The organism is Pseudomonas sp. NPDC089395 (assembly GCF_044749525.1).
Lineage (GTDB): Bacteria > Pseudomonadota > Gammaproteobacteria > Pseudomonadales > Pseudomonadaceae > Aquipseudomonas.
Genome location: NZ_JBIVID010000010.1, coordinates 51,587 through 71,373 on the forward strand (window position 1 = coordinate 51,587; position 19,787 = coordinate 71,373).

The 19,787-nt window shown below is 63.1% G+C and carries 22 protein-coding genes and 2 pseudogenes; 10 read left to right on the forward strand and 14 right to left on the reverse strand.

Features of this window, described 5'->3' with window-relative positions; translation table 11 throughout:
• Positions 1-176 precede the first annotated feature (176 nt).
• Both ACIPZG_RS20645 and ACIPZG_RS20650 read left to right on the forward strand, forming a co-directional pair.
• Positions 177-479 carry a hypothetical protein gene (locus ACIPZG_RS20645; protein ID WP_400716462.1) on the forward strand — a complete coding sequence of 101 codons (303 nt, stop codon included), beginning with the start codon at positions 177-179 and terminating at the stop codon, positions 477-479.
• A 162-nt stretch (positions 480-641) separates the two neighbouring features.
• A complete protein-coding gene (locus tag ACIPZG_RS20650) occupies positions 642-854 on the forward strand; it encodes a cold-shock protein (RefSeq protein WP_400661154.1) in 213 nt (70 codons plus the stop codon).
• 156 nt (positions 855-1,010) lie between these two features.
• Here the strand turns inward: ACIPZG_RS20650 and ACIPZG_RS20655 are convergent, their stop codons facing one another.
• The gene (locus ACIPZG_RS20655) at positions 1,011-1,328 is read right to left on the reverse strand and encodes an I78 family peptidase inhibitor (RefSeq protein WP_400716464.1); all 318 of its coding nucleotides are present in this window, start codon (positions 1,326-1,328) and stop codon (positions 1,011-1,013) included.
• Here ACIPZG_RS20655 and ACIPZG_RS20660 point away from each other — a divergent pair.
• Together ACIPZG_RS20660 and ACIPZG_RS20665 are read left to right on the forward strand one after the other, a co-directional pair.
• The gene (locus ACIPZG_RS20660; protein ID WP_400716466.1) at positions 1,327-1,521 is read left to right on the forward strand and encodes a hypothetical protein; all 195 of its coding nucleotides are present in this window, start codon (positions 1,327-1,329) and stop codon (positions 1,519-1,521) included. The genes ACIPZG_RS20655 and ACIPZG_RS20660 overlap by 2 nt on opposite strands.
• 104 nt (positions 1,522-1,625) lie before the next feature.
• Positions 1,626-1,838, forward strand: a complete 213-nt coding sequence (locus ACIPZG_RS20665; protein ID WP_400716468.1) for a hypothetical protein — start codon at positions 1,626-1,628, stop codon at positions 1,836-1,838.
• Here ACIPZG_RS20665 and ACIPZG_RS20670 read toward each other — a convergent pair.
• The 7 genes and pseudogenes from ACIPZG_RS20670 to ACIPZG_RS20700 form a co-directional block, all read right to left on the reverse strand.
• A pseudogene (locus ACIPZG_RS20670) lies at positions 1,810-2,816 on the reverse strand (nucleoside hydrolase). The gene ACIPZG_RS20665 and the pseudogene ACIPZG_RS20670 sit on opposite strands and share 29 nt — an antisense overlap.
• A gap of 73 nt (positions 2,817-2,889) precedes the next feature.
• Positions 2,890-3,288 (reverse strand): D-ribose pyranase, encoded by a 399-nt coding sequence (rbsD, locus tag ACIPZG_RS20675; RefSeq protein WP_008098632.1) that lies wholly within the window; start codon positions 3,286-3,288, stop codon positions 2,890-2,892.
• A complete protein-coding gene (rbsK, locus tag ACIPZG_RS20680; protein ID WP_400716470.1) occupies positions 3,285-4,193 on the reverse strand; it encodes a ribokinase in 909 nt (302 codons plus the stop codon). The genes rbsD and rbsK overlap by 4 nt, the downstream gene beginning before the upstream one ends.
• A gap of 9 nt (positions 4,194-4,202) precedes the next feature.
• Positions 4,203-5,225 (reverse strand): LacI family DNA-binding transcriptional regulator, encoded by a 1,023-nt coding sequence (locus tag ACIPZG_RS20685; protein ID WP_400642562.1) that lies wholly within the window; start codon positions 5,223-5,225, stop codon positions 4,203-4,205.
• Between the two features lie 4 nt (positions 5,226-5,229).
• Positions 5,230-6,225, reverse strand: coding sequence for an ABC transporter permease (locus ACIPZG_RS20690; RefSeq protein WP_400716472.1), 996 nt, complete (start codon positions 6,223-6,225; stop codon positions 5,230-5,232).
• Entirely contained in the window at positions 6,222-7,772 is a 1,551-nt protein-coding gene (locus ACIPZG_RS20695) for a sugar ABC transporter ATP-binding protein (RefSeq protein WP_400716474.1), read from the reverse strand. The genes ACIPZG_RS20690 and ACIPZG_RS20695 overlap by 4 nt, the downstream gene beginning before the upstream one ends.
• Before the next feature lie 18 nt (positions 7,773-7,790).
• The gene (locus tag ACIPZG_RS20700; RefSeq protein WP_400716476.1) at positions 7,791-8,747 is read right to left on the reverse strand and encodes a sugar ABC transporter substrate-binding protein; all 957 of its coding nucleotides are present in this window, start codon (positions 8,745-8,747) and stop codon (positions 7,791-7,793) included.
• Positions 8,748-9,068: 321 nt separating this feature from the next.
• On the opposite strand from ACIPZG_RS20700, the gene ACIPZG_RS20705 reads away from it, so the two are divergent.
• Both ACIPZG_RS20705 and ACIPZG_RS20710 read left to right on the forward strand, forming a co-directional pair.
• The gene (locus ACIPZG_RS20705; protein ID WP_008091271.1) at positions 9,069-10,157 is read left to right on the forward strand and encodes an asparaginase; all 1,089 of its coding nucleotides are present in this window, start codon (positions 9,069-9,071) and stop codon (positions 10,155-10,157) included.
• A 156-nt stretch (positions 10,158-10,313) separates the two neighbouring features.
• The gene (locus ACIPZG_RS20710; RefSeq protein WP_400716478.1) at positions 10,314-10,556 is read left to right on the forward strand and encodes a DUF1654 domain-containing protein; all 243 of its coding nucleotides are present in this window, start codon (positions 10,314-10,316) and stop codon (positions 10,554-10,556) included.
• A gap of 19 nt (positions 10,557-10,575) precedes the next feature.
• On the opposite strand, the gene ACIPZG_RS20715 is transcribed toward ACIPZG_RS20710, so the two are convergent.
• Entirely contained in the window at positions 10,576-11,001 is a 426-nt protein-coding gene (locus ACIPZG_RS20715) for a GTP pyrophosphokinase (protein WP_400716480.1), read from the reverse strand.
• Positions 11,002-11,088: 87 nt separating this feature from the next.
• Positions 11,089-11,661 (reverse strand): SPOR domain-containing protein, encoded by a 573-nt coding sequence (locus ACIPZG_RS20720; RefSeq protein ID WP_008091277.1) that lies wholly within the window; start codon positions 11,659-11,661, stop codon positions 11,089-11,091.
• A 249-nt stretch (positions 11,662-11,910) separates the two neighbouring features.
• On the opposite strand from ACIPZG_RS20720, the pseudogene ACIPZG_RS20725 reads away from it, so the two are divergent.
• Positions 11,911-12,202, forward strand: a pseudogene (locus tag ACIPZG_RS20725) (hypothetical protein); the annotation flags it as partial.
• Between the two features lie 22 nt (positions 12,203-12,224).
• Here the strand turns inward: ACIPZG_RS20725 and ACIPZG_RS20730 are convergent.
• Genes ACIPZG_RS20730 through ACIPZG_RS20745 form a run of 4 tightly spaced genes read right to left on the reverse strand, consistent with a single transcriptional unit; the run spans position 12,225 to position 16,103 of the window.
• Positions 12,225-13,805 carry an MFS transporter gene (locus ACIPZG_RS20730; protein ID WP_400716482.1) on the reverse strand — a complete coding sequence of 527 codons (1,581 nt, stop codon included), beginning with the start codon at positions 13,803-13,805 and terminating at the stop codon, positions 12,225-12,227.
• A complete protein-coding gene (locus tag ACIPZG_RS20735; RefSeq protein WP_400716484.1) occupies positions 13,802-14,887 on the reverse strand; it encodes an HlyD family secretion protein in 1,086 nt (361 codons plus the stop codon). The genes ACIPZG_RS20730 and ACIPZG_RS20735 overlap by 4 nt, the downstream gene beginning before the upstream one ends.
• Before the next feature lie 6 nt (positions 14,888-14,893).
• The gene (locus ACIPZG_RS20740; RefSeq protein ID WP_400716486.1) at positions 14,894-15,307 is read right to left on the reverse strand and encodes a cupin domain-containing protein; all 414 of its coding nucleotides are present in this window, start codon (positions 15,305-15,307) and stop codon (positions 14,894-14,896) included.
• A gap of 55 nt (positions 15,308-15,362) precedes the next feature.
• Positions 15,363-16,103 (reverse strand): SDR family oxidoreductase, encoded by a 741-nt coding sequence (locus ACIPZG_RS20745; protein ID WP_400716488.1) that lies wholly within the window; start codon positions 16,101-16,103, stop codon positions 15,363-15,365.
• Between the two features lie 244 nt (positions 16,104-16,347).
• Between ACIPZG_RS20745 and ACIPZG_RS20750 the strand changes: the two genes are divergently transcribed.
• From ACIPZG_RS20750 to ACIPZG_RS20760, 3 genes are all read left to right on the forward strand, one after another.
• Positions 16,348-17,931 (forward strand): winged helix-turn-helix domain-containing tetratricopeptide repeat protein, encoded by a 1,584-nt coding sequence (locus ACIPZG_RS20750; RefSeq protein WP_400716490.1) that lies wholly within the window; start codon positions 16,348-16,350, stop codon positions 17,929-17,931.
• Between the two features lie 134 nt (positions 17,932-18,065).
• Positions 18,066-18,605: a winged helix-turn-helix transcriptional regulator gene (locus ACIPZG_RS20755; RefSeq protein ID WP_400716492.1), complete on the forward strand. Its 540-nt coding sequence runs from the start codon at positions 18,066-18,068 to the stop codon at positions 18,603-18,605.
• Between the two features lie 23 nt (positions 18,606-18,628).
• Positions 18,629-19,747: an HlyD family secretion protein gene (locus ACIPZG_RS20760; protein WP_400716679.1), complete on the forward strand. Its 1,119-nt coding sequence runs from the start codon at positions 18,629-18,631 to the stop codon at positions 19,745-19,747.
• Positions 19,748-19,787 lie beyond the last annotated feature (40 nt).

Here is a 19,787-nt window from a genome sequence, read left to right on the forward strand (position 1 = left end):
AGCTGCACGCTGCAAGTCTGCAGCTGCAAGCCGAGCATGCTAGCACGCGGGTTGCACGGCAGGCAGAAATTATTTGGATATTGCGCCGCCACGGTGAACTAACGCGGAAAATTTCCTATCAGACCTTGGGAAGCAACCTACTCTTGATGAGACCTTAACCCAAGGAGTGTCTGGTTATGCGAGTACAGTCTCTTCTGGCCCTGGCGGCCGCTGGCGCCCTGCTGCTGCCTGTGGCTGCTACTGCTGGCAACTTCCCTGCCGGCAAGGAGGGCGCCTACATGGCTCAGTGCCAACAGGTAGCCGGCGCCCAAGGCGTGGACGCTGCGACCGCGAAAAAACACTGCGACTGCGGTGCCCAAGCCATCAAAAAGAATTTCACCGACAAGGAGATCGAAGACCTGGACAGCAAGGACGGCGTTGACGCCAAGCTGATGCAGAAGGCACAGACTGTCGTGCAAGCCAGCTGCAAGCCGAAATAGACGTCTCGCGGGGTGTCAGGCACGCATCATTTGGCCTGGATCAACATCCTGCGAAGGTAAAAGGCGCTACATCCGCAGAATTAGACTATGATGTTGTCCGTGCTCCGTAGCCTCGGCCACATTGCACCACCGAAAAAATCAAAATGTTCTGGAGATTCACCCATGTCCAATCGCCAACAAGGCACCGTCAAATGGTTCAATGATGAGAAAGGCTACGGCTTCATCACCCCAGCAGGCGGCGGCGACGACCTGTTCGTTCACTTCAAAGCCATCGAATCCGACGGCTTCAAGAGCCTGAAAGAAGGCCAAGCTGTTTCCTTCGTCGCCGAGCGCGGCCAGAAGGGCATGCAGGCTGCACAGGTTCGTCCGGAGTAATTCGGAAGCTGTAAAAAAAAACCCGCCCTTGTGGCGGGTTTTTTTATGGCTTGGGTTTGTCAGTACCGGCCTTATCGCCGGCAAGCCGGCTCCCACAATGATCGCAGCGCTGCAATTTCTGTGGGAGCCGGCTTGCCGGCGATAGGGCCGCAATAATCAACCGCAGTTGACGCGGGTTACCACACCACGCTCATCCACGTTCAGGTTCAAACGCTCGGAGCGGTACTCCAGGGTCACCACATCATGCGGCTTGAGGATACGCGCCATCTGCGAGCCACTGGCCTTGCGCGCCTGCTCGAGCAGATCAGCGCTGCCCTGCTTGCCGATGGCGAATTCGGCACCGCTGGCCTCGCAACGGCCGTCGTTGCCAGTAGCGGCGGGCGCGTTGCCACCGCCAGTGTTGCCACCAGTGCTGCAACCCGCCAGTACGGCAGTGATCAGCAAGGTTGCCAGGGAAGCACGGGTACGGAACATGAATCCTCCTAAAATCGATCCGGGAACTGCCTGTTCGGACAGTTCCACCAGTCATTTGTTGCAAAACGGAAAAGTTTGCCTGAACTCGACACCACAGGCGAAAGGCAATCGTGACTGGATTTTGCAGCGTTCATCGCAAGCCGCTTGGTTTACGCCGCGAAGCTTTTTATGCTGGGAGGCGCAAGGCTATTGACGCAATGTCATGATTTACTTTAAGAAGTGAAGGCACAATGCCTTCTTCGAACACCAGGGTCAGGTGTTCGCCCCTCCGCCCTGGGCCCCCAGTGAGAGCCTTTCATGAGCAGCCATAGCATCGACGCCGATATCAAGGTCAAATGGGCCGAGGGCCAGAGCGCCTACAGCCCCAGCACGCCCGAAGAGTTGCTGTTGATCGCCATCGACCTGCTGGTGCGTGACCGCGGCGGCGAGGCGGCGCGCAGCTTCATCGAGCAGGTGTTCGAGCGCTACGCACCGCACACGGCTATTGCAATCGAGCCAAGCGCGCGCTGAGCAGGTCGAAGAAGCCCTGGGCGCCCCCCTCTGCCACCCACATCACATTGGCCGGCTGCTTGAGCACGCCGTACCAGTCGGCGACTGTCTGACCGAAGGTCGGGCCTTCGCGACTGTCGATGCTCACGTGGATGCGCCGGCCGCTGAACAGCTCGGGCTTGAGCAGGTAGGCGATGACGCTCGCATCATGCACGGGGCCGCCGGGCAGGCCGTACTGGTCCATGTCGTGCTTGATGTAGGCGTTGAGGATATCCACCACTAACTGGCTGGCGTGGTTGTTCACTGCCGCCAGCTGCTTGAGACGTGCATCGCTGGTAAGCAGCTTGTGGGTCACGTCCAGGGGCAGGTAGGTCATTGGCACGCCACTGGCCAGTACTACCTGCGCAGCATGCGGGTCGGCGAACAGGTTGAATTCCGCTACAGGGGTAATGTTGCCGCCGTTGAAGTGAGCCCCCCCATTACCACGACTTCCTTGATGCCCTTGGCAATTTCCGGACGCTGGGTGAGCGCCAGGGCCAGGTTGGTCTGCGGGCCGAGCATGGCGAGGGTGATGCTCTGCGGCTTGGCGGCCGCCAACGTATCGACCAGGTATTGCACGGCGCTGCCCTGGGCCAGTGGCTGCTTCGGTTCATGCACCTGAACGCCGGTCAGGCCTTCTTCACCGTGCACCTCGGCGGCGTAGATGGGCGTGCGTACCAGTGGCCGCCCTGCCCCGGCGTATATCGGGATGTCTTCACGTCCCGCCCACTCTCGGGCAAGGCGGGCGTTGCGTGAGGTCTTGTCCAAGCGCACGTTGCCCGCCACGGTGGTAATGGCGCGGATGTTCAGTTCCTCCGGCGAGGCCATGGCGAGGAACAGCGCGACCACATCGTCGGCGCCGGGGTCGGTGTCGATGATCAGCTCGCGCGGGGCGGCCTGGAGGGTGGTGGTGGCGGCTGCGGCCATGAGGGTGAGTCCTTGTAGCAAGGGTTTGAGCATGAGGCACTCCTGTTGCCTGGGTGGTGGATGGGTTGGGGCCGCTTGCCGGCGATCGAGGGCGCAGCCCTCGCCTCTAGAAGGTAACGCCGGAGATCAGGGCAATATTGCTGTAGGGCTGGCACTCCCCGGTACGCACTACGGCACGGGCACTGCGCGACAGCACCTTGAAATCGTCATGGCTCAGCCACTCGCGCTTGCCCAGCTTGCCTTTCAAGCGCTCGATCTCGACCAACGCCGGCGGCACCACCTTCTGCATCTCCTCGGCCAGTACATGCCGCTCCACCTGCAGCTCGCTGAGCACTGCCCGCAACACACTGGCAAAATCCGGAACCCCGGGTGTCAACGCCAGGTCGATCAACTCGACGCCCGGCGGCACCGGCAGCCCGGCATCACCGATCACCAGGATGTCGCCGTGGCCCATGCCGGCAATGGTGCGCGACAAGGCCACATTGAGCAGCGCGGTCTTTTTCATGGGATCAGCTCCGTCAGGTAAGGAATCGACGGCTGCGCCCCGGCGCGGGTGACGGACAATGCGGCAGCGCGCTGGCCGAACGCGATCGCCTCGCCCTCCTCCTTGCCCTGCACCAGCGCCGCAGCAAAGCCACCGACGAACGTATCGCCCGCTGCCGTGGTATCCAGCGGTTTGACCTGCGGCGCCGGGAAATGCCGGCTGCCATCTTGGCTCACAAACAGTGCACCCTGCGCGCCCAACGTGACGATCACCTTGCCAGCGCCCAATTGCAGCAGGCGCTCAGCAGCGCGACGCGCGCTGTCCAGGTCGTCGACCGGCTGGCCCGTCAACGCCTCGGCCTCGTGCTCATTGGGGATCAGGTAATCGATGTTGGCGAACCATTCGGCCGGCAGCGGACCGGTGGCCGGCGCCGGGTTGAGGATCACTCGCTTGCCCAGCGCGCGCGCCCTGGCCAGGGTCCAGCCTACCGTGGCGGCAGGCACTTCGAGCTGGCAGACGATCACCTCGGCAGCCTGCAGCAAGCCATCGAAGCGCTGCACGGTCTCAGGTGTCAGCAGGCCATTGCCACCGGCAATGATGACGATGCAGTTCTGACTGCTGGCATCCACGGTAATCAGCGCCATACCACTGGACACCCCCTGGCACACGCCGACAGCCTGGCAATCGATGCCCTCCACTTCCAGAGCCTGGCGCAGCTGCTGGCCGTAGGCGTCATCGCCGACGTTGCCGATCATCGCCACACTGCCGCCGAGGCGCGCCACCGCCACTGCCTGGTTGGCCCCCTTGCCGCCCGGCACGGTGGAGAAGCTTTCGCCCGCCAATGTTTCGCCTGCGCGTGGCAAGCGCTCGGCGCGAGCCACCAGGTCCATGTTGAGGCTACCGACCACCAGCACTTTGGCACTCATGACGATTCCTTAACGGTAATCATTGAACAAGTCCGGGCGCGGCCCGGTGGATTCGCGCAGAACGATGCGCGGGGCAACGATGCGTTGCTCGGCTGCCTCCCGGCGCGGCGTGGCGATGCGCGACAGCAGCAGCGCCGCGGCGTTTTCACCCAGTTCGCGGATCGACTGGCCCACCGTGGTCAGCGGCGGGTACACATAACGGCTCAGTTCGATGTCGTCGAAGCCGATCACCGACAACTCGCCCGGCACGCTGATATTGCGCTCGGCCGCCGCACGCAGCACACCAAAGCCAATCATGTCGTTGCCGGCGAAGATCGCCGTGGGCCGCTTGCCGTCGAGCAGCTGCGCGGCCGCCGCATGGCCACCTGGGCTGGTGAAGTCGCAATGCAGCACATGATCGCTGTTCACGGCGACCCGTGCCTCGGCCATCGCACGCTGGAAACCGGCCAGGCGCAACTGGCTGACACCGGTCTCGGCAGGGCCGCCGATATAGGCGATATCGCGGTGGCCCAGCTCCAGCAAGTGGCAGGTGGCCAGGTAGGCGCCGTGTTCATGGTCAATACGCACCAGGTCGGCATCCACGCCTTCCAGTTCGCGGTCGACGATGACCATTGGCGTGCGCACGCTGGCCAGGCTCTGCAGCAAGTCGCTGTCTTCGCCCACCGACGCCACCACCAGCCCATCGATGCGTTTTTCCAGCAGCACGCGCAGATAGCTGCGTTGCTTTTGCGGGTTGTCGTCGGAGTTGCACAGGATCACACAGTAGCCATTGCGCTCACAGGCATCCTCGATACCCCGCGCCAGCTCGGCGAAATAGGGATTGACGCTATTGGGCACGAGCAAGCCGATGGTGGCCGTACTGCGCGCCTTGAGCGACCGCGCCACGGCGCTGGGCACGTAGTCGAGTTCGACGATGGCTGCCTCGACCTTGAGCCGCACCTGTTCGCTGACCGGGCGCGTCTTGTTCAGTACATGGGATACGGTGGTGTAGGAAATACCCGCGAGTGCGGCGACGTCTTTGATGGTTGCCATGATTTCAGTTCCGCCGGCTCGCACGCCGGCTGCGATAAGTGTCGAGCACCACGGCGATGACGATGACCGCCCCGGTGATGATGCGTTTGGTGGGTTCCGATGCGCCGATCTGGGCAAGGCCTGCGGCCAGTACCGAGATGATCAGTACGCCGAAGAAGGTACTGATGACCGAGCCACGCCCGCCCATCAGGCTGGTGCCACCGATGACCACGGCGGCAATTACCTGCAGTTCGAGCCCGGCACCGGCATTAGGGTCAGCGGCCTCCAGCCGGGAAATCTGGAACAGTGCGGCCAGGCCCGCCAGCAGCCCCATCAGGGCGAACACCAGCACCTTGTAGGGGCGCGGGTCGATGCCGGTCAGGCGCACGGCCTCTTCATTGGTGCCGATGCCGATCAGGTAGCGGCCAAACACCGTGCGGGTCAGCACCAACTGGGCGAGGATGATCACCAGCAGGGCAATGATGAAGGCCGGCGAGATGCCAAAGGCGATCGGGTTGGAGAACCAGGCATAGGCATCGCCGATGTAGGCGGTGCGCGAGTCGGTGAACTGGTAGGCCAGGCCCCGGGCCATCTCCAGCACCCCGAGCGAGACGATGAACGACGGGATGCGCCAGGCCACGGTGACCGCGCCCGTGACACTGCCTGCCAGGGCTGCCACGGCCATGCCGAGCACGGCGGCCGGCAGCACGCCCCAGCCCCAGCCGAGGATCGCCACGCTGACCGTGGACGCCGCCAGGGCGAGCACCGAGCCGACCGACAGGTCGATGCCGCCGATGATCAGCACGAAGGTCATGCCCACGGCCAGCACCATCAGGTCGGGTATCTGATTGGCCAGGGTGCTGAAGGTGGCGTAGGACCAGAAGTGGCTGCTGAGCAGCGAGAACAGCACGATCATCGCCAGCAAGGCGCCAGCAAGGCCCAGATAGGTACCCAGGCCGAAGTAGGTGCCGCCACGGCGCGCGGCCGTGCTGTCTGTCGTTTCGAGAGGTGGGGTCTTCATGCATCCATCCTGGGCGCTGCGTCGTGCAGCAGGGCGTCACGTTTCTGATAGCCGGCGAAGGCGGCAGCGAGTAACTGGTCCTGGCTCCAATGGTCGCGGTCGAAGGTGTCGATCAGGCGACCAGCGCTGAGCACGGCGATGCGGTCACAGATCAGCATCAGCTCGCGCAGGTCGCTGGACACCACCACCAGCGCTTTGCCTTGGCGTGCCAGTTCGGCCAGCAGGCCGTAGATGTCGAACTTGGCGCCCACGTCGATGCCGCGGGTCGGCTCGTCGAACAGCAGCACCTGGCAGTCGCGCTCCAGCCAGCGGCCGATCACCACTTTCTGCTGGTTACCGCCCGACAGTTCGCCAACCGCCTGGGCAGCACCGGCACTGCGGATGCGCATGGCGGCAATCTGCCGTTCGGCAAGGGCCCGCTCGGCGTCGCCATCGAGCACGCCCGCGCGGGACACGGCGCCCAGGTTGCCCAAGGCGATGTTGGCGCTGATCGACTGCGACAACAGCAAGCCTTCGCCTTTGCGGTCCTCGGTGATCAGGGCGATGCCGGCCTTGACCGCCGCCTTGGGCGAATCGATGGTCACGGGCCTGGGCGGCTGACCCAGGGCGATGCTGCCACTGTCGGCGCGGTCGGCACCGAAAATCAGCCGCAGCAGCTCGGTGCGCCCAGCGCCGATCAGGCCCGAGATACCAAAGATCTCCCCTGCCCTGACCTCCAGCGATACGTCACGCACCTTGTCGCCGCGGCACAGGTGCTCGACCTTGAGCAACGGTGCTCCGATCGTGCGGCGGCCCAGGTCGATGTGCTCGCCCAGCTCGCGGCCCACCATCAGGTTGACCAGTTCGGTGCTGTTGTAACGCTGGATCGGCTCGTCGCATACCAGCTTGCCGTCGCGCAGCACGACGATGCGCTGGGCAACACGCTGCAACTCTTCGAGCCGATGGGAGATGTAGACGATAGCCACGCCGCGCTGGCGCAAGCGTTCGATCTGCACAAACAGCAACTCCACCTCGCGCGCGGTGAGCATGGCCGTCGGTTCGTCGAAGATCAGCACATGGCAGTCGCCGATCAGGTTGCGCGCGATCTCGACCATCTGCTGATGGCCGATGCCCAGCTCTCCAACCGGGGTGTCCGGGTCGATAGCATCGAGGCCGACCTGGGCCATGGCGGCCGTGGCCAGTTGGCGCAAGCGCTTGCGGCTGATCCAGCCGAAACGGCTGGGCAGGTTGTCGAGGAACAGATTCTCGGCCACGGTCAGGGTCGGCAGCAGGTTGAGCTCCTGCATCACCATGCGCACCCCCAGACCCTCGGCATTGCTGCGGCTGACGGGTGAGTAGGCCTGGCCGCGATAGGTCATGTGCCCGGCAGTGGGCGTCTCCAGGCCGCTGAAGAGCTTGGACAGGGTGCTCTTGCCCGCGCCGTTTTCACCGGTCAGGGCCAGCACCTCGCCGGCGCGCAGGGTCAGGCTGACATCGCCGAGCACCGGCTGGGCATAGCTCTTGCCCAGGCCGGTGGCGGTCAGCACCCCTTCATTGGCCGTCGACATGGCCGTTTCTCCTGCGCGTCAAGGCTGGGTGATCAGCGTGACCGGGGTCTGGATGACATTGTCGGCATCCACATCCGGTTTTTCTCCCTTGAGCATCTTCAGCGCCGCCTGGATCCCGAAGACGGCTTGCTCGCTGGCAGCCTGGTCGAGGGTGGCGAGTACGCGGCCGTCCTTGAGCATCGGTTTGATGGCGTTGATGTTGTCGTAGCCGACCACTTGCACCTGGCCGGTCTTGCCGGCGGCGCGCACTGCCGAGACAGCGCCCAGGGCCATGCTGTCGTTGCCGGCCAGCAGGGCCTTGAGGTCAGGGTATTCATTGAGCATCGACGCCGCGACGGCATTGCCCTTGTCGATCTCCCAGTTGCCGGACTGTACCGAGACGATCTTGATCTGCGCAGCTTCCATGGCGTCCTTGAAGCCTGCAGTGCGTTGCTGAGCGTTGGTGGTGGTCGGCACGCCTTCGATGATGCCGACCTGGTCCCCGGCCTTGAGTTTTTCCTTGACCAGGTAATCGCCCACCAGTCGCGCGCCCTTGCGGTTGTCGGGGCCGACGAAGGGCACGCTGATGCCTTTGTTCTTGAGCACGTCGGGGTCGAGGCGGTTGTCGATGTTGACCACCGTGATGCCGGCGTCCATGGCTTTCTTGACCACGGGCACCAAGGCCTTGGAGTCGGCCGGGGCGATGATCAGCGCCTTGGCGCCGGTGGCGATCATCTGCTCGACGATGCGGATCTGGTTACCGGTGTCGGTTTCGTCCTTGATGCCGTTGGCCACCAGTTCGAAGTCGTCGGCGTGCTCTTTCTGGTAGGCCTTGGCGCCGTCTTCCATGGTGCGGAAGAACTCATTGGCCAGGGACTTCATCACCAGGGCAACCTTGGGCTTGTCTTCTGCGTGGGCTGCAGAAAAAGGCAGGGCGAGGGACAGCGAAGAAATGACGGCGAGCGCCAGCAGGCGACCGGGGAACGGCAGCTTCATGTCAGGTAACTCCGAATCTTGTGATTTTTATCGGATCGCAAACGTTTGCGTTGAGTAACTATGGAAACAGGATCCGCTTTTGTCAAATCCGTTTCGCTTTCGAAGCCAACCTGCTCGTTGCGCAGATTATCGGGGATCTCTCCGAAAAACCGAACAGCTTTTCCTATGCTTGTTCGGAGCCCCGAACGCGAGGGCAATTAGCCGCCGCACTAAAGCCTTGTGGGGCCGGTAATAAGTGCAGATTACACCCTGCTGGTACGAAAACTGCCTTGCATGCTTTGCGACACAGCAAACAAGCTCATTAGGAAGAGAACAATAACCATGAATGTTGCACTCAAGACCTTCGCCCCCAGCGCCCTCGCCCTGTTGCTGATCCTGCCAGCCACAGCGTCGGCCAAGGAAGTCGAAAACCAGCAGAAGCTGGCCAACGTGGTGATCCTTGCCACCGGCGGCACCATTGCCGGTGCTGGCGCCAGCGCCGCCAACAGCGCCACCTACCAGGCCGCCAAGCTTGGCGTGGACAAGCTGATCGCCGGCGTACCGGAGCTGGCCGACCTGGCCAATGTCCGTGGCGAGCAGGTGATGCAGATCGCCTCCGAGAGCATCACCAACGACGACCTGCTCAAGCTGGGCAAGCGCGTGGCCGAGCTTGCCGACAGCAACGACGTCGACGGCATCGTCATCACCCACGGCACCGACACCCTGGAAGAAACCGCCTACTTCCTCAACCTGGTGGAGAAGACCGACAAGCCGATTGTCGTGGTTGGCTCCATGCGCCCCGGCACCGCCATGTCCGCCGACGGCATGCTCAACCTGTACAACGCCGTGGCCGTGGCCAGCGACAAGGACTCGCGCGGCAAGGGTGTGCTGGTGACCATGAACGACGAGATCCAGTCCGGGCGCGATGTGAGCAAGTCGATCAACATCAAGACCGAAGCCTTCAAGAGCGCCTGGGGGCCGCTGGGCATGGTGGTGGAAGGCAAGTCCTACTACTTCCGCCTGCCCGCCAAGCGTCACACGGTCAACTCAGAGTTCGACATCAAGCAGATCAGCAGCCTGCCGCAAGTGGACATCGCCTATGGCTACGGCAACGTGACCGACACGGCCTACAAGGCGTTGGCGCAGAACGGCGCCAAGGCGCTGATCCATGCCGGTACCGGCAATGGCTCGGTGTCGTCGCGGGTGGTGCCGGCACTGCAGGAGCTGCGCAAGAACGGCGTGCAGATCATTCGTTCATCCCACGTCAATCAGGGCGGTTTCGTGCTGCGCAACGCCGAGCAACCGGATGACAAGAACGATTGGGTCGTCGCCCATGACCTGAACCCGCAGAAGGCGCGCATCCTGGCGATGGTTGCGATGACCAAGACCCAGGACAGCAAGGAGCTGCAACGCATCTTCTGGGAATACTGATCGCGGCAGGCCCAGGGCCGGTGCGCCAAGCGCACCGGCCCTGCTGGGGCACTGGCGGATGTCGCTACCGACGGTGGCTTTTTGCCTGACACGCTGTTGCGAAAAAAACAGCAGTGAAATACTGTATGCGCATACAGCAAAACAAGGAGAATCCCCGTGGCCAGTAACGCTTCCGCAACGCCGAGCAGCTATGAACAACTGGGTGTGCGTATCCAGAAGATCATCAACAGTCCCACCGCCCAACGCAGCCGCGCCGCGCTGATCTTCCGCCTGGCGCACGAATCGCCGGACGACTGGGAAACCCTGCTCGAGGAAATCGCCGAAAACGACAACGTCACCCTCGCCCACCGGGACGATGGCGGCGTGCAGATTTTCTGGACGGTGCCCAAGGAAGACTGAGCGCGCCTGGGCCTGAGGTTCAGGCCAGCGTCTGCAGGTAGGCGCTGGCTTCCCGGTAGCGGGCCAGCCGCGCCAGGTCAGCGGGGCCGGGACACGGGATACGTGAAAGGTCGCTGTTGTCCGCCAGGTCCGCCAGCTTCACGGTGCGGGCCAACGGGTCGACGCCCAGGCGCATCACGAAATCCTCGTAGCTTTCGCCCTGTCGTCGGCTCAAGGCCAGCAAGGCGGCGAGAATCTTGAGCGCGAAGCCTTCGCGCGCAAGATCGGACAGCGTAAGCGGCGTATCTTCAATGACATCGTGCAGCACAGCGACGATCCGCTGTTCAGGCGTGGAAACCCGCATCATCACCCGCAACGGGTGAAGGATATACGCTGCGCCACCCTTGTCGTATTGCCCTTCATGCGCTCTGGCGGCCACAACGATGGCCCGCTCCAGTGTAGACATGAGGCTCTCCCCGTTCGGCCATCTCCCAACGCAAGCATAGCCGGCTCGGCAGGTAGATGACAGGGTGCCTTTCCCAGAGCCTCGAGGTCAGCGTTGGGCACCATGCTGGATGACGACCGAATCAGTACCCAGCTTGGCCATGACTTCGGCCTTGCGCGCCTGCGCCTCTTCCCGGGTCGGGAACGGCCCCATGAGCACCACCGGCTTGCCATCGCGGTATTCGACCGAGGACGGGATGCCCTTCTCGATCAGCCGCGCGGTCATGTCGCTCAATGCGCCCATGTTCGCGCCCTGGACCACCTCCACATCCCAACCTTCCGGCGCCGGCTGGTCGGCCAGTGCCTCGGCACGGCGCTGCAGGTCGGCACCGCCGCACAGTTCACGGATGCGCAAGTTATCGCCATTGTCGTCGACGATGATCTGGTACTGGCCATCGTCACCCTTGATGGCAACATAGCTGCGATAGGCTTCGTACTGCCCGGCCTCGTCCTTGCCCCTTACTTGACCGCAAATGGTGCCTTTGGTGTCGATCCGCACGTTGCCGAACTTGGCGGTCTTGGGGTTGTGCAAGTGCTCGGCGACCTGCTTGTGCACACCTTCGACCTCGTTCTCACAGCCAACCAGGGCCAGCACTGCCATTACCACTGCCAGTTTGCGCACGCGTGTACCTCCAGATTCGAAGGGGCGGATTCTAGCATGACGGCCCATGGCCAGGACCGTGACCATACGTTACACCTTGCAACAGCCCTGTCCCGGTCGAACGCCGTACCGGGGCTGCAAAGCAGCCCCCGCGACAGGGCGACACCATCTGTCGTCCTGTCATTGCACAGGTGGCCGGCCGGGTTTGCAGTTCGCTGTTGCAGACTGGGCAGCGGCAGTCCGGGCAGATGAAGGTGCGGGGCCGAGGCGCACCTCATCGAGAAACTGGTGTGGTCCGAGTTCCCTGGCAGCATTCGTGCCTTGCTGGACAATCCCTTCGTGTTCCAGAGCTTCTGGGAATTCCAGAACGGCAAGATCACCCAGGCCGAGTGGGAGCAACGCTTGCGCGGCGGTGCAACCTGGGATGGCAGCGTCAATCGCTCGCAACTGCGCGACTGCACCAAGCTGCTGGGCAAGCGGGTACCGCTGATCATTCTGCTCATGCTCGACAACCCCAGAACGCCCTGGGGGGGATGCCTGTTACCCAGTGGTCGGCGCATAACGCATCACGTTGGTTCCGGTCGTTAGGCATGGCGTGCGAGCAGGATCTTGATGCACACCAGCAGTGGCGCGGCCACCGCAAACAGCAGCACCACGGCATTGAACGCCATATCGAAGGCGATGACCGCAGACTGTCCCGATACTGCCCGCCCGAGTAACGCAATGGATGCCCGTCCAGCCGCCAGGGCATCCATGCCCCGCCCTCCCAGCATGGCGGCTGTGCTACCCAGCCGTTCGATGACGGCTGTCGTCCCGCTGGTGACATGAGCCCCGAGGATTGCCGCATTGGCGACCAACTGGTGGTCGATCAGCGTCTGCAAACCTGCAACGCCCATCAGCCCTCCAAGCTGGCGCCCGACATTGAACAAGCCAATCCCGCTGGCCAGGTTGTGCGGCTCCAGTTCGCCAAACGCAATCAAGGTGATCGACAGAAACAGAAACCCGAGGCCAAGACCGCGCAGCAGCACGCCGGCCATCATGTCGTGCGTACCACTTTCACTGGTCGAACCCGACAACATCCACATCGCGATCATGATCATCAGGATGCCAAATGGCACCGTGGCGAACGGCGCGACACCTCGGGCTTGCATCAGATAAGCCGCCAGCAGCAGCGCACCGATGAACAGTGCCCCACTGGGCAGCAGCAGAAAACCGGCGTCCGTAGGCGTGAAGGCAAGCACCGACAGCGCGAAAGCCGGAATGAGGTAGGCACTGCCGAACAGCGCCGCACCGGCGACGAAACTGACGATGAAGGCAAAGGTGAAGTCGTTGGACCTGAATAACGTGAAGTCGAGCACGCGTTGATTGCTTGCCAGCAGCTGATGACCGAGAAAAAGAAACAGTAGAGCAATGCCAAGCACCGTGGCGCCGAGAATGTGCGGCGCCTCGAACCAATCCCACCGGCTGCCCTGGCTCAGGACATACGCAAGACAGCAAAGGCTGGTGAAAGCCAACATCATGCCGACCCCGTCAGACTTCTGCGATGGCAGCATGGCGACCTTCGGCACCCCGGCAATCAGGAGGCTGCCAATAGCCGCTAGCGCCAGCGGCACGACGCAGAAGAAGATCCAGGTCCACGACTGGCTATCGATCAACCACCCTTGCAGCGCCGGTGCCAGGGTGGCGGGCGCCACGACTGCCCCCATGGCGAACACCGCCTGAAGAATGGGCTGCTGACTACGCGCAAAGACCAGAAAGATCAGTGCCTGCCCCCCGACCAACAGCGTGCCGCCCGCAAGCCCCTGAAGCACGCGTAGGAAGATCAACAGGTCGAGGTTTGCCGTAAAGGCGGTGACACCGCAAGCCAGGCCCATCACCAAGGTCGCCGCAACGATCACGTCGCGGGGCTGAAAGCGGGCCAGGAACCAGGATGCACTCATGAAGCCGATGAGTTTACAGCCGATGTAGCCCACATCCAGCCAGGCAAATTCGTCTGGCGTGGCATAGGTATCGCCCAGCATGTCGTTGCGACCCAGTGCCAGGACACTGCTGGTGATGGCTTCGGTCAGGGCGGCCAGCAGAATGCCAGTGATCAACAATACGCCTTGAACGGATCGGCCATCGACGGGCGCGACAGCCTGCGGGCCGGGGGCTACACGGTTCACGAGCCACCTCCAACCTCGACTTCGACCCGCGCCGAAAGCCCCGGCACGATACGCCCTGGCAGCGGATTCTGTGCCAGGCGGATTTTCACCGGCACCCGTTGCACCACCCGGACGAAGTTGCCCGTTGCATTGTCCGGTGGCAGCAGGCTGAACGCCGCCCCGCTCCCCGGGGCAAAGCTGTCGACCACCCCTTCGAGCACGTCATCGGGATAGCCGTCGATCCGCACCTGTACCCGCTGCCCCGGCTGAATGTCTTCGACCTGGGTTTCCTTGAAGTTCGCCACGATCCACACATCATCGACCGGAACGACATCCAGCAAGGCGCCACCCGGCGTAACGAAACGTCCAACGCGCACTTGCCGGTTGCCGATGACACCGGATACCGGAGCACGCACCACCGTATGCTCCAGTTCGATCCGTGCAAGCTCACGCGCGGCCTGTGCCTGGGCGATGGCCGCCACGGCCGACTCACGCTGAGCCATCAGCACGGCAATGCGCTGTTGCTGCGCATCGAGCGTGGCCGAGGCGGCCGACACGGTCGCCTGGGCGCTTGTCCTGGCGGCATCGGTCTGATCGACCACCGACTGGCTGACGGCGCTGTACACGATCAGCTTGCGACTGCGCTCATGGGTCTTGTTGGCAAGGCTGCGCTGTGCGACCGCCGACTGCACACTGGCCGTCGCCTCGCGGATCTGCGCGCGTTGCAGTCGGGTTTGTGCATCGACATTGGCAAGGCTGGCCTCGGCGGCCTTGACGTTGGCTTCGGCTTGCGCCAGCTGTGACCGGTAGTCCCGGTCATCGATCCGAAACAGCACATCGCCCACCTGCACACGCTGATTGTCCTCGACCTCGACGGCAACGACGTAACCCGCCACCTTGGCGGCAAGCGAAGTGACATCCCCGCGTACATAGGCGTTATCGGTGGAGGTGGCGGCGTTCGAGCGGGCAATGACCCAGCCCGCGACCAGCACTGCCAGCGCGACGATGCACAGCAGGATACCAACCTGTTTCCTTCTGTTAGGCCGCACCACCACAGTGCCGACGCTGTCGCCCGTGGCGACGGTATCCTCGTGCATGTTCATCTTCGCTCACTTCGCGCTGGGGGTGACCAGCTCCGTTTCCGTGCTGTCGAGCACGAACACGGCCATCAGCCGTGCGGGCTTGGTATCGCTGGCATTGGCACTCACGGCGTGGAACGCGCCAGGTGCCTCGTACCAGTTCTCCCCTGCCTTGTAGGTTTTCTCCGGCTCTCCATTGACGCTGCTACGCACCTCGCCCTCCAGCACGGTCGCGTAGATGAACGCTGACTTAGGATGTCGATGGGACGGCGACGCCGCGCCCGGTGCATAGTCGACGATCACACCCCGCATGCTTTTGCCAGGCACGTTCGGCAAAGGGTGGTCGAAGACCACGGAAACCTTGCTCACCGGTCGTTCATCGGCGAACACGCCGGTCATGCACAATGCGGCGGTGGTCGTCGCGAGGAGAAGTTGTCTGAACATGGCGGTACTCCTTGAGAAAAATGGGGGTTCAACGACACGGCAGGGGCACTGTCCCTCATCGCGTGAGCCAATCCTCGAAGCGTGTCGGGCCAAGGCGTGCGTCGCTACCCGGTGTCAGTGACTGGTCGTTGAGCTCGGCACCGAAATAGCGCGCATGCACATCGGGCACCACCTTGCGCCCATCGCCAGTGATCCGCAGGAAGCGCCGCACGAGCTCATCCAGAGGCAACGCCTCGGGCCCAGCCACTTCCAACGTGCCATTGGCGGGCTCTGCAAGCACGGCGTCGGTGAGCGCCGCTGCCACATCGACCGAAGCCATTGGCTGGATCAACGAGGGTGACAGGCGAATCTCCTCTCCGACGGTGGCCGCCTGGGCGATACCGGCGACAAATTCGAAAAATTGCGTCGCTCGCACGAGGGTGTAGGGCATGCCGGACGCCTTGATCAGGGCTTCCTGCGCAACCTTCGCCCGGAAATAACCGTTTTCAGGTAACCGCTCGCACCCGACGATCGACAGGGCGATGTGGTGACGGACCCCTGCGGCGGCTTCGGCGGCCAACAGGTTTCGGGTAGACGTCTGGAAGAAATCAAGCACGGCCTGGTCTTCCCAGGACGGCGCGTTGGCCACATCGACGACGACATGGGCACCATCCATCGCAGCCGCCAGACCTTCGCGGGTGATGCTGTCGACGCCGGTGCTGGGCGCTGCAGCAACGGCTTCATGACCGCGATCGCGCAGGTTGCTTACAAGTCTGGATCCAATGAGGCCAGTGCCTCCGATGACAACGATCTTCATGGGTCTCTCCTCTTCTCGACTGCAACCTTTGCCGTCGATACAGGTGAACGATGCGCCCATGTGCGCGGCGAATCCTTGTGCGGCGCTTGGATTTACCTTCAGGAATGCTTGGTTTTGCGTCCAGCCCAGGCCAGCGAACCGTGGACCGTGCAGCCCGTTTCGCGCTGCCGTATCATCGTCAGCGGACACTTTTAGCAATCGCCTCGGACACGATGCCTAGGGCGCTCGGCCAGGGGACAAGACGTTGCAATACGTGTTTGAGGATTACGTGCTCGATCAACAGCGTCGGGAATTGACCTGGCGTGGGCAGGCCGTGACCATCGGCCCGCAAGTCTTTGACTTGTTGCTGCTACTGGTCAGCAATCGTGATCGCGTGATGAGCAAGGATGAGCTGCTGCAAACGGTGTGGAGCGGGCGGATCGTCTCCGAGTCGACAGTCACCAGCCATATCAACGCGGTACGCAAGGCCATTGGCGATTCGGGCAAAGAGCAACGTCTGTTGCGCACGGTTGCTCGCAAGGGGTACCGCTTCGTTGGCGTGATTCACGAAGTGCGTGAGCTCGACTGGCCTGGCCTCGACGCGTTGGTACCGACACAAAGCGAGCAGAAGCCGGTGCGAACCCTCGCGCTTCCTGACAAGCCATCCATCACAGTCCTCCCTTTCCAGAACCTCAGTGGCGACCCTGCCCAGGACTATTTTGCCGACGGCATCGTCGAGGACATCATCGTTGCCCTGTCGCGTATCCGTTGGCTCTTCGTGATCGCCCGCAACTCAAGTTTCACGTTCAAAGACAGGCATGTCGACCTCAGAGAGGTGGGTCAGGAACTGGGCGTGCGCTACGTGCTGGAGGGCAGCGTGCGCAAGGCCGGTAACCGGGTGCGCATCACTGGCCAGTTGATCGACGCCACCCGCGGCGCACATATCTGGGCGGAGCGGTTCGAAGGCACGCTGGACGACATTTTCGAGCTGCAGGACCAGATCGCGGAAAGTGTGGTGGGCGCCATCGCGCCGCAGCTTGAACGTGCGGAGATAGAACGCGCCAAGCACAAGCCTACCGAAAGCCTGTGTGCCTACGACTATTACCTGCGTGGCACCGCGAAGCTGCATGACGGCACGCGCGAGGCCGTACAAGAGGCGCTATCGCTGTTCTACAAGGCCATCGAACTCGACGCGGAGTTCGCATCGGCCTATGGAATGGCGGCGTGGTGCCATTTCTGGCGCAAACTCAATGGCTGGATGGGCGATCGCCCAAGGGAGATTGCCGAGGGCGCCCGCCTGGCGAGAGTGGCGGTGCAGCTCGGTCGCGATGACGCGGTCGCCCTGACGCGGGGCGGCCATGCCTTGGGTCACCTGACCGGCGACCTCGATGGCGCTATTGCTCTGCTCGACAGGGCGCGGCTGCTCAACCCCAATCTCGCCCCCGCCTGGTACCTCGGGGGGATACTGCGGGCTTTGCGCGGTGAAACCGAAGTCGCGATAGAAAACCTGACCCATGCAGCCCGCCTGAGTCCACTGGATCCGGAAATGTTCAGGATGCAGGTTGGGATGGCCCTTGCACACTTTTTTGCCGGGCGCTTCGACTGCGCGCTGGGTTGGGCTGAAAAGGCCCAGGGCAACCTGCCCAGCCTGCTTGCCGCGATTGCGCTGATCACCGCCAGTCATGCGCTCAGTGGGCGGCAGGCCGAGGCCCGGCAAGCACTGACGCGGCTACAGAAGCTGGACCCGACCATGCGCGTATCGCAATTGAGGGACTGGCTGCCGATCTATCGGGACGAGGACCTGGCCCAGCTAGCAGAAGGACTTCGGCGGGCCGGTCTTTCGGAGTGACTGCCGGGGCTGCGAGCGGCTGTGAAGCCGGGCAACCGACGGGCGGAATAGAACCGGCGACCCTAGTAACTTGCATAATGAAAGTTACAGGCGGATAGTGGCTTCATCCCAAGATGACGCCCAAGGTCAACGCCATGAAAAAAGCCAGCTTCCAACCCATGCCCTGCCCCGTCGCGCGTGCGCTCGAGCATATCGGCGATGGCTGGAGCCTCTTGATTCTGCGTGATGCGTTCTATGGTTTGCGCCGGTTCGATGAGTTTCAGCACAGCCTGGGCATTGCCACCAACACCCTCACTCGCCGGCTCAACGACCTGATCAGCACAGGCCTGCTCGAGCGCCGCCCCTACCAGAACAACCCGCCGCGCTTCGAGTACCACCTCACCGAGGCCGGGCGCGACCTACGCCCGGTGATCCTGACCTTGATGGCTTGGGGGGCAAAGCATGCCGCCGGTTCGAAAAAGGTCTATCTCGCCGATGAGCACACTGGCGAACCCGTTGCACTGGCGCTCATGGACACCAACACCGGCAAGCGCATTACCGTCGATGACCACAGAGTACGTATCTCGCCCGACGCCGACCCATTGACTCACTGGCGCGCCGAAACCGGACAGGCCTACCGCCAAGGCAACACCTGGGTAAGCCCCTTCCCCACCCAAGCCTCTTCAGAGGGCTGACCAGCATGAACGCTCACGTTGGCATGACACCCGCGCCGGTCGAAAGCACCGACACCGTTGCAAGAAAACCCGTCAGCCGAAAAGCAGCCTTGCGCATGGCGGCATTGGCGCTCGCGGTAGTAGGCGGCGTGAGTTATGCCAGCCATTGGTGGGCCAGCGGTCGCTTCATCGAAGACACCGACGATGCCTACGTGGGCGCGGACGTTACCGTGATCAGCGCCAAGGTACCGGGCTACATCACCGACGTCGCGGTGCTGGACAACCAGTTCGTCAAGGCCGGCGACCTCCTGGCCCGGATCGATGTGCGCGACTACAGGGCCGCACTGGCCAAAGCAGAGGGGGCAGTGGCCGCGCAGCGGGCACGTCTTGCCAACCTGGATGCTGTCGAGCAGCTTCAGCATGCGGTCATCAGCCAGGCGAAAGCGCAAATCGACGGGCGCAGCGCCGAGGCTCAGCGCGCACTGAACGACAAGGTCCGCTACCAGAGCCTGGTCAGCAGCCAGGCGGTTTCGGTGCAAAGCGCCCAACGCGTCGATGCCACGTGGAAAACGGCGCAGGCCGATCGCGTTCACGCCGAAGCAGGCTTGCTGGCGGCGCGCCAACAGCTGGTGGTCATCGACACGCAGCGTGAACAAACCCGCGCGGCGCTGGCCCAGGCCGAAGCGGACAGGGAACAGGCGCGGCTCAACATCGGTTACACCGAACTGCGCGCACCGGTGGACGGCTACGTGGGCAACCGCAGGGCGAAAGTCGGCGCCTTTGCAGCGGCCGGCAGCCAGTTGATCTCGGTGGTGCCCGCCCATGGCCTGTGGGTGGACGCCAACTTCAAGGAAGACCAGCTGGCGCGCATGCAAGTGGGTCAGGCTGTCAACGTCTCTGCCGACATCCTGCCAGGGCGTACCTTCCACGGACGCGTGGAGAGCATCGCGCCGGCCACCGGCGCGCAGTTCAGCGTGTTACCGCCGGAGAACGCCACGGGCAACTTCACCAAGATCGTCCAGCGCGTGCCGGTGCGGGTCCGCCTGGAAGGCAACGACGCCGACTTCGGTGCCCTGCGCCCTGGCCTGTCGGTGATCGCCGAAATCGACACCCGGGCGCAAACGCCGCCGCAACCCAAGGTTGCATCGGCAGCGCGGCTGTGAACAGCGAGCTGCCAGTCCTCACCCCTGCACAGAAGGTCGC

Bases quoted from the DNA above. Each gene is read 5' to 3' on its own strand.
- ACIPZG_RS20645 (WP_400716462.1), top strand. From the start codon at position 177: ATGCGAGTACAGTCTCTTCTGGCCCTGGCGGCCGCTGGCGCCCTGCTG.
- ACIPZG_RS20650 (WP_400661154.1), top strand. From the start codon at position 642: ATGTCCAATCGCCAACAAGGCACCGTCAAATGGTTCAATGATGAGAAA.
- ACIPZG_RS20660 (WP_400716466.1), top strand. From the start codon at position 1,327: ATGAATCCTCCTAAAATCGATCCGGGAACTGCCTGTTCGGACAGTTCC.
- ACIPZG_RS20655 (WP_400716464.1), bottom strand. From the start codon at position 1,328: ATGTTCCGTACCCGTGCTTCCCTGGCAACCTTGCTGATCACTGCCGTA.
- ACIPZG_RS20665 (WP_400716468.1), top strand. From the start codon at position 1,626: ATGAGCAGCCATAGCATCGACGCCGATATCAAGGTCAAATGGGCCGAG.
- rbsD (WP_008098632.1), bottom strand. From the start codon at position 3,288: ATGAAAAAGACCGCGCTGCTCAATGTGGCCTTGTCGCGCACCATTGCC.
- rbsK (WP_400716470.1), bottom strand. From the start codon at position 4,193: ATGAGTGCCAAAGTGCTGGTGGTCGGTAGCCTCAACATGGACCTGGTG.
- ACIPZG_RS20685 (WP_400642562.1), bottom strand. From the start codon at position 5,225: ATGGCAACCATCAAAGACGTCGCCGCACTCGCGGGTATTTCCTACACC.
- ACIPZG_RS20690 (WP_400716472.1), bottom strand. From the start codon at position 6,225: ATGAAGACCCCACCTCTCGAAACGACAGACAGCACGGCCGCGCGCCGT.
- ACIPZG_RS20695 (WP_400716474.1), bottom strand. From the start codon at position 7,772: ATGTCGACGGCCAATGAAGGGGTGCTGACCGCCACCGGCCTGGGCAAG.
- ACIPZG_RS20700 (WP_400716476.1), bottom strand. From the start codon at position 8,747: ATGAAGCTGCCGTTCCCCGGTCGCCTGCTGGCGCTCGCCGTCATTTCT.
- ACIPZG_RS20705 (WP_008091271.1), top strand. From the start codon at position 9,069: ATGAATGTTGCACTCAAGACCTTCGCCCCCAGCGCCCTCGCCCTGTTG.
- ACIPZG_RS20715 (WP_400716480.1), bottom strand. From the start codon at position 11,001: ATGTCTACACTGGAGCGGGCCATCGTTGTGGCCGCCAGAGCGCATGAA.
- ACIPZG_RS20735 (WP_400716484.1), bottom strand. From the start codon at position 14,887: ATGAACATGCACGAGGATACCGTCGCCACGGGCGACAGCGTCGGCACT.
- ACIPZG_RS20740 (WP_400716486.1), bottom strand. From the start codon at position 15,307: ATGTTCAGACAACTTCTCCTCGCGACGACCACCGCCGCATTGTGCATG.
- ACIPZG_RS20745 (WP_400716488.1), bottom strand. From the start codon at position 16,103: ATGAAGATCGTTGTCATCGGAGGCACTGGCCTCATTGGATCCAGACTT.
- ACIPZG_RS20755 (WP_400716492.1), top strand. From the start codon at position 18,066: ATGAAAAAAGCCAGCTTCCAACCCATGCCCTGCCCCGTCGCGCGTGCG.
- ACIPZG_RS20760 (WP_400716679.1), top strand. From the start codon at position 18,629: ATGACACCCGCGCCGGTCGAAAGCACCGACACCGTTGCAAGAAAACCC.